At 70.7% G+C, this 7304-nt stretch carries 6 protein-coding genes and 1 rRNA gene; 4 read left to right on the forward strand and 3 right to left on the reverse strand.

Annotated features, from left to right (window positions below):
* Positions 1-26 precede the first annotated feature (26 nt).
* Positions 27-143: ribosomal RNA gene (rrf, locus tag NYZ98_RS40880) — 5S ribosomal RNA — on the forward strand.
* Between the two features lie 184 nt (positions 144-327).
* Here the strand turns inward: rrf and NYZ98_RS40885 are convergent.
* A complete protein-coding gene (locus NYZ98_RS40885) occupies positions 328-1122 on the reverse strand; it encodes a PhzF family phenazine biosynthesis protein (protein WP_262850894.1) in 795 nt (264 codons plus the stop codon).
* Positions 1123-1286: 164 nt separating this feature from the next.
* On the opposite strand from NYZ98_RS40885, the gene NYZ98_RS40890 reads away from it, so the two are divergent.
* Together NYZ98_RS40890 and NYZ98_RS40895 are read left to right on the forward strand one after the other, a co-directional pair.
* Positions 1287-1667 carry a cell division protein SepF gene (locus tag NYZ98_RS40890; protein WP_262850896.1) on the forward strand — a complete coding sequence of 127 codons (381 nt, stop codon included), beginning with the start codon at positions 1287-1289 and terminating at the stop codon, positions 1665-1667.
* Between the two features lie 254 nt (positions 1668-1921).
* Entirely contained in the window at positions 1922-3307 is a 1386-nt protein-coding gene (locus NYZ98_RS40895) for a glycosyltransferase family 87 protein (protein WP_262850898.1), read from the forward strand.
* Positions 3308-3354: 47 nt separating this feature from the next.
* Here NYZ98_RS40895 and NYZ98_RS40900 read toward each other — a convergent pair whose 3' ends face one another.
* Positions 3355-4350 carry a zinc-binding dehydrogenase gene (locus tag NYZ98_RS40900; RefSeq protein ID WP_262850900.1) on the reverse strand — a complete coding sequence of 332 codons (996 nt, stop codon included), beginning with the start codon at positions 4348-4350 and terminating at the stop codon, positions 3355-3357.
* 111 nt (positions 4351-4461) lie between these two features.
* Between NYZ98_RS40900 and NYZ98_RS40905 the strand changes: the two genes are divergently transcribed.
* Positions 4462-5088, forward strand: a complete 627-nt coding sequence (locus NYZ98_RS40905) for a TetR/AcrR family transcriptional regulator (protein WP_262850902.1) — start codon at positions 4462-4464, stop codon at positions 5086-5088.
* Between the two features lie 12 nt (positions 5089-5100).
* On the opposite strand, the gene NYZ98_RS40910 is transcribed toward NYZ98_RS40905, so the two are convergent.
* Positions 5101-6777, reverse strand: coding sequence for a hypothetical protein (locus tag NYZ98_RS40910; RefSeq protein ID WP_262850904.1), 1677 nt, complete (start codon positions 6775-6777; stop codon positions 5101-5103).
* Positions 6778-7304: the final 527 nt, after the last annotated feature.

Here is a 7304-nt window from a genome sequence, read left to right on the forward strand (position 1 = left end):
GCCTGTGGTTGTGTGTTTCATGGGGTTACGGCGGTCATGGCGGAAGGGAAACACCCGGTTACATTCCGAACCCGGAAGTTAAGCCTTCCAGCGCCGATGGTACTGCACCGGGGACGGTGTGGGAGAGTAGGACGCCGCCGGACAAAACTTGATATATGTGAGTTGTAGGTAGGGGCCGCCCACGGTGTGGGCGGCCCTTCCTGCGTTCATCAGGCCATCCACGATGTGGGTGGCCTTTTCGCGTTCATGAGGCCGTTCACACTGTGGACGGCTTCTTCGCGTTACTGGGCCATCAACGGTCTGGGTGGCCTTTTCGCGTTCAAGGGGTCAGATGTGGAGGGTGCCGGACCAGATGGTGATGGCGGTGCCGGCGAGTTCGGTGCGGTCGCCTCGTACGGTGGTGTGCACGATGCCGCCTCGCTCGGAGAGCTGGGCGCCCACGAGTGAGTCCCGTCCGAGCTTCGCCGACCAGTAGGGCGCGAGCATGCAGTGCGCGGAGCCGGTCACCGGGTCCTCGGCGACGCCGGCCTTGGGAGCGAAGAAGCGGGACACGTAGTCGACCGGGCCGGAGGGGTCGGTCGCACGGGCGGTGACGACGAGCGCGCGGGCGTCGAGCTCGTTCACCGCGTCGATGTCGGGCGTCAGATCGCGGACGTCCTCCTCGGACTCCAGCTCGGCCAGGAGGTCGAGCCGGCCCATCCCCACCCACGTCGGAGTCACCCCGATGACCTTGGCGAGGCCCTCCGGAGCGGAAATCTCGGCGGGCGTGTAGGAGGGGAAATCCATCGAAATGCGACCGTGATCGAGCTGATCGGTGGTCAGAATTCCACTCTTTGTAGAAAATTCGATCGAGCCGGAGGCGCTGCCGGTCGAATACAGGATGTGCGCCGCCGCGAGCGTCGCGTGGCCGCACAATGTCACCTCGACGGCCGGCGTGAACCATCTCAGCGAGTACTGACCGCCGTTGTCCTGCTCGGCCACGAAGGCCGTTTCCGAGTGCCGCATCTCCCTGGCCAGGGCCTGCATCCACTCGTCGGATCTCGGAGAGTCCAGCAGGCAGACACCCGCCGGGTTACCCTTGAAGGCCTGGTCAGTGAACGAATCCACCGTGAAGATACGCATGCTCATGATCCTATCGAACCCCAGATAACCGGTCGAAACGGCGAAGAAAACCGTGCAATATTAAAGTACATGGGCGTGTCGCACGGCTCCAGCACACTCGTCGGTTACGGTCATTTGTGTCGGGGCACGGCGATTGCGGCCGGTTCTCGCGGAAAGGACAGCCGATGGGGGCAGTGCGCAGGGTGGTGAGCTACCTTGGCCTGGGCGATGGGGATCAGTACGACGAGCCCTACGACTATGACGAGTTCGGGGATGAGCGGATGCCCGCGTCGGAACGGGCCGCCAGGCGCTGGGGGTCGGGTGGGGATCCCGCACGGATCATCATGATCCGCCCGCGGAAGTACTCCGACGCGCTCACCGTAGGACAGCACTTCAGAGAGGGACAGGCGGTGATCATGGATGTTGCGGGGATGTCCATGGCCGACGCCACGCGCATGGTCGACTTCGCGGCCGGACTGACGTACGGCTGTGAGGGACGCATTGAGCGGATCGCTGACAAGGTCTTCCTCCTGGCTCCTGCCGACGTTGAGATCACGACCACATAGTGCGGCGCCCGGACCGTTTCCACCGGGCCGCCGCCTCCCCGATCAGCCGCCTTGGGACCGCGCACCGGACGACCTAACGTCGCCGGGTCGCGGTCCCTCTTCGTTTCCCAGGGGTCTCACATCCGCGGCGAACGCCCCCTAACCGGGACATCACCGCTCCGCGCCGCCGTCGGGTCGGGTGGCCGACACCGATGCGCCGGGCGTACGGAGCGACGCGATGATCCGGCGCCGGGCACCGCGAGGCGGTCGGGCGGGTGAGCGGCGATGAGTATGGGCGGACCGGTCAGGTCCAGGACCGGAACGCGGGGTTCGCCGCGGGCCACGACCCTGAGACGTCGGCCGACGACAATCCTGAGCCGTCGGACGGCCACGACCTTGAGCGGTCGGACGGCCGCGGCCCTGAGCCGTCGGCCGAGCGGGGGCTGGGTTCCTGGTTGCTCGCGGAAGGATCGCTGCCAGCCCGGGTCGCCGCGGCCGTGGTGCTCATGCTTCCCGCCGCCGGCGCGATCCTGCGGGGCAGCGCGATGCAGGACAACGGCTACGTCGTCAGAGCGGCCAGGGCCCTGCTCAGCGGTCGCTCGCCGTACGCGGACGAGCGGTTCCTTTACCTGCCGACCAGCGCGGTGGCCGCGCTCGGTGAGGCGTGGCTGGATGATCGGACGATCCGGCTGGTGGTCCCGTTCGTCCTGGCGATCCTCACGCTGGCCGGGTGGTGGGCCGCGTTGCGCGCGTGCGAGGTGCGGCTGGGCAGCCACCTCGGCCTGCTCGGAATGGCGGGCATCGCCGTGCTCTTCGGCTACCGCAGCCTCCTCGTGGTGGCGAACTGGAGTGTGGTCGCGGTCGTCGCGTTGCCCCTGGCGCTGCATCTCTGCGCGCGTGGCCGCTGGCACACCGCCGCGGTCGTGGCGGGCGTGTCCATCGCGCTCAAGCCCATGCTCGTGCCACTCGCCGTCCTCTTTCTGTTCGCCAGACGGTGGCGGGCGCTTTTGACGCTGGTCGCGGTGCCGGTGACCCTTGTCCTGCTCTCCCTGCCTCTGACGCCCGAACCCGGGCGATTCGTGGTCGACACGCTGCCATTCCTGCTGCGGGGCCAGGACGAGTACGCCAGGCCGTACGACGCCTCGCTCGCGTCGATCCTGCCGAGGCTCGGGGTCGGAGGCGGGGTCACGCTGGCGGTGCGGATGCTGGTGGCGGTCGCCGGCCTCCTGCTCGCCTGGGCCCGCTGGCGCGTCCCCGTGGCCGGTCAGGCGCGGGACGGCAGGGGCGGCAGGGACGGCAGAGGCGGCTGGGCGATCCCCGACGAACTGCTCAGGCTGGTCGAGACCAGCTCCATGATCATGCTCATGGTGTTCCTGGTGTTCACTCCGGCCTTCGGGCACTACTCGCTCGTGGTCCTGCTGCCGCTCGCCGCGACCGTCGCCGACCGCCGTTCGGTCGTCAGGTCCCCGTGGTTCTGGATCGCCGTCGCGCCGCAGTTCCCCGGTGTGGACATTCCCGACCTGATGACATCGGAGAACCGGGCGTTCACCGTCTCCTTCATGTACGCCGTGCTGGCCGCGCTCCTCGCCGCCCGCACCCTCCGTTCCGGCACGGGCTGGCGGCCCGGCGTCCCGGCGCGCCTGCGATCCTCACGGTTGTGACCCCGCAGGGGTGCCGGGGCCGACTCCGCGGGGGTGCCGCGGTCTGTTCAGGGCCGCAGTGCCAGCTTGCCCACGGTGGCCCGCGCTTCCAGTTCCGCGAGCGCCTTGGGCCCCTCGGCCAGCTCGTACACGGTGGGCCGGCCAGGGCCGAGCACCCCGGCCGCGAGGAGCCCGAACAACTCGCCCATGACCTCGCCGAAGATGTGCGGCGCGGCCTGGATGAGGGTGCCGATGTTCAGGCCGATGACGTGGACCTGGTGCTTGTAGACCAGGTCCCAGTTGGTGATCGCGGCCTCGCCGCCGACGACGCCGAAGACGACGACCCGGCCGGTGACCCGCTTGGCCGCGGCCAGGCTGGCCGCGAGGGTGGCGCCGCCGACCGACTCCAGCACCAGGTCGGCGCCCGCGCCGCCGGTCAGGGCCAGGACCTCGGCGGCGATATCGCCGCGTGAGTCGATGACGTGGTCGGCGCCCAGCGCCCGTACCACCTCGTGCTTTCCCGGCGAAGCCGTGGCGATCACCGTCGCTCCGTAGTGCTTGGCCATCTTCACCGCGGCCTGGCCGGTCCCGCCGGCCGCCGCGTGGATCAGCACGGTCTGCCCTGCGGCGAGGCCGCCCAGCGGCCTGAGCGCCGCCAGCGCGGTCGGCCAGTTCACGACCAGGCCCAGGGCCTGCTCGTCGGCCCAGCCCGCCGGTACCGGGACCGCGCCGGCCGAGGGCAGCACCATGTACTCGGCGAAGGCCCCGCCTGAGATGCCGACGCCGATGACGTGGGCGCCGGGCTCCAGGCCGGTCACCCCCTCGCCGACGGCGGCGATCTCACCGGCGGCCTCGATGCCCGCGAGGTACGGCGGCCGCGGGCCGCCTGCGAACGTGCCTCGGGCCTGCGAGATGTCGACGAAGTTGACCCCGGCGGCGGTGACCCGGATCAGGACCTCGCCAGGACCGGGGCGCGGTACCGGCGCGTCGGTGATCAGGTGCAGGTCCTGCGGGCCGTTCAGCGACGTCTGCCGCAGGGCGCGCATGGCGGAAGGGATGCTCATGACAATCAGCTCCTTTTCCAATCGAACGATCAACAAACCGTGGCATGCCACCGTGGTGCGGGTCAAGATAAAGTTGATCGAACGACAAACAAGTCTGGAGGCGGACCCAGGATGGCCGCTCGCGGCAGGCCGCGCACCTTCGACCCCGACACCGCCCTGCGCCAGGCGCTGGACCTGTTCTGGGAACGGGGCTACGAGGGCACCTCGCTCAACGACCTGGCCCAGGCGATGGGGATCGCCTCGGCCAGCATCTACGCCTGCTTCGGCAGCAAGGAGGAACTGTTCCGCAAGGTCATGGCCCTCTACGGCGCGACCTCAGGCGAGCCGCCCAGGCGGGCGCTGCGCGAACGGCCGACCGCGCGCGGCGCGATCCACGCGATGCTGCGCGCCACCGCCGATGAGATCACCCGCCCGGACACCCCGCACTACTGCATGCTCATCCTGGCCGCGCCCACCGGCGCCGTGGAGAACCACGCGGTCCGGGAGTTCCTGGCCGGCCTGCGGCGCGACATGCACACCACCATCAGGGACCGGCTCGCCCGCGGCGTCACCGACGGCGACCTCACCGCCCCGCCCGCCGGCCTCGACGCCATCGCCCGCTACTACACCACGGTGGTGCAGGGCCTGTCCGTGCAAGCCCGCGACGGCGCCGACCGCGCCGAGCTGGAGGGGGTCATCACCTGTGCGATGGCCGCCTGGGACACCCTCACCTCCGCGCCGTCACACCCGGCGAGCTAGGCGTTCGGTGGGTCAGGGACGCTGGTCGGCGACCGCGGGACCTCGGCGGAGCAGGCGGACGAGCGCCGCCAGGTTCTCGGCCGCGGCCTCCGACCGTTCGGTGGTCTCGCGGGCGTAGTCGTGCAGCGCCCAGACGGCCGCCTCGGCCTGCTCGCGTAGCCGGGCGACGTCCGCCTCGACGCGGCGCGCCTCCGCCTGCTCACGGAGGCTGAGGCGCCACAGCAGGAACCCGGCGATCCCGCCGAGGACCAGGGCGGCGATGGCGAACAGCTCCGACACGGTGAACGCGAGCGCCAGGGCCACGATCGGCAGCATCGCCGTCCCGTACACGAGCCAGCGCCCGGAGCCGCGCGGCACCGCTTCCGCCCGGATCCGCTCCTCGGCGGACGTGAGCGAGGCCGCGTCCGGGCCCTCCGGCCGCAGGATGACGTCGTTCCCGAGGATCGGCACGGTGATGTCGGTGGGCGGCGGGATGTGGGTCGCCTCGGCCAGTTCCTCGGCGGCCGAACGGACGACGGGGGCGGCGACATGGAAGGCGATCGCCGCCAGATGCGGGTCGGAACTGGACCGGACGTCCTCGAGGAGGTGGTCCGTCAGGGAGATCTCGGGATCGGGCTCCCGCGATCCGACGAGCGACCGCAGCGCGCGGAGGGGCTCCTCGTCCGGCCACGGGCCGGGGTTCTCGGACCGGGGGATCGTGGACGGGCGGGCGGAGGTGATCTCGACGCAGCGTTCGAGCAGCCGGGTCAGCCGGGCCGCCGCCTGAACGGGCTGCACGAGCTCCGGCACCCCGGCCAGCACCGGCACCTCTGCCAGGGCGGGGGATGCCATCGAGTCCGGCGACATGCCGGCATCCGTACCGGAGCCCGGCGTGTTCGCGGGCGGGTGCTCGCCCGGGGTTCCGGCGGGTTCGGGTGCTGCTGTGCGGGTCGCCTTGGCCGGCGCGGGCGAGCTCGTCCTTTTCGGGATCGGGGCTGCTTCGGGGATCTTGGTCCGGTCGGGGTCGACGACCTTCTTCGACGTGGCGGCCCTGTCGGAATCCGCGGCCGGGAGCGCGGACGGGGAGGAGGCGGACGCGCCTTTCTTCGGCCTTCCGGCCTTGCCGGAGCCTGCGGCGGGGAACGTGGACGGGGTGGACGGGGAGGAGGCGGGTGCGTCTTTTTTCGACGTTCCGGCCTTGCCGGAGCCTGCGGCGGGGGGCGTGGACGGTGAGGAGGCGGGTCCGTCCTTCTTCAACGTTCCGGCCTCGTCGGAACCTGCGACCGGGAGCGTGGACGGGGAGAAAGTGGGCGTGTCGTCGGAGACGAGGGCGGCCAGCCAGCGGTCGGGCTCGGCCGCCGATGACACGGCGGCGGCGTCGAGCCTGCGGAGCACGAAGATCTTCCCGGCCGGTCCGTACGCGCCACGGGCGGCGGCGGTCCACAGGGCGCGCTGGCCGGGGGTCACCGGCCTGTCCGTCGACAGGTCGCCGAACGCGGTGCCGAGCCAGGAGGCGTGGATGCGGTCGCCATGCCCGCTGACGGCGAGCGACAGGCAGAGGAACAGCGCGGTGTCGGCCTCGTCGAGCTGGGCGGCCCGTGCGAGCGGCTCCAGAGCATCCTCTCCGGAGAGGATCAGCAGGAGGGCCTCCACCGCTGGGGCGAGCCAGTATCCGGGCACGTCGAGGGCGTTCAGGGGCGGCTGAGGCACTGTGCCGCCCGAGGCGAGCCCAGCGAACAGCGTTTCGGTGTACTCCCGCAGCCCCGCGACCCTCCCCTCCCGACCGAGCCCTTCGACCCCTGCACGATCGAGCCCTTCGGCCCGCTCACGATCAGGCGCCTCGGCCTGCTCACGTTCGGACTCCTCGGCCCTCTCATGATCAGGCCCTTCGGCCCTCTCATGATCGGGCCCCTCAGTTCCTTCACGATCGAGCCCTTCGGCCCGCTCACGATCAGGCGCCTCGGCCTGCTCACGTTCGGACTCCTCGGCCCTCTCATGGTCAGGCCGCTCAGTTCCTTCACGATCGGGCTCGTGGGCGAGCCTTTCCGGAACTCCGCCACTCTTGGGTTCGTGGGCGGGCCCGGAGGCATCGGGGTGATGCGGCTCGGAAGGCTGCGCGGTGCCGGGGCTGGCGGTCAGATCCATGCTCAAGACGGGCAACTCCCCGAAGGCGTGAGGAAGGCCCCCGGAGGCGAGGGTTCGGCGGACTCTCCCATGACCGCGCCCAGGTTAGTTCT

It is taken from the genome of Sphaerisporangium corydalis (assembly GCF_025506355.1).
Lineage (GTDB): Bacteria > Actinomycetota > Actinomycetes > Streptosporangiales > Streptosporangiaceae > Sphaerisporangium > Sphaerisporangium corydalis.

Bases quoted from the DNA above. Each gene is read 5' to 3' on its own strand.
- NYZ98_RS40885 (WP_262850894.1), bottom strand. From the start codon at position 1,122: ATGCGTATCTTCACGGTGGATTCGTTCACTGACCAGGCCTTCAAGGGT.
- NYZ98_RS40890 (WP_262850896.1), top strand. From the start codon at position 1,287: ATGGGGGCAGTGCGCAGGGTGGTGAGCTACCTTGGCCTGGGCGATGGG.
- NYZ98_RS40900 (WP_262850900.1), bottom strand. From the start codon at position 4,350: ATGAGCATCCCTTCCGCCATGCGCGCCCTGCGGCAGACGTCGCTGAAC.
- NYZ98_RS40905 (WP_262850902.1), top strand. From the start codon at position 4,462: ATGGCCGCTCGCGGCAGGCCGCGCACCTTCGACCCCGACACCGCCCTG.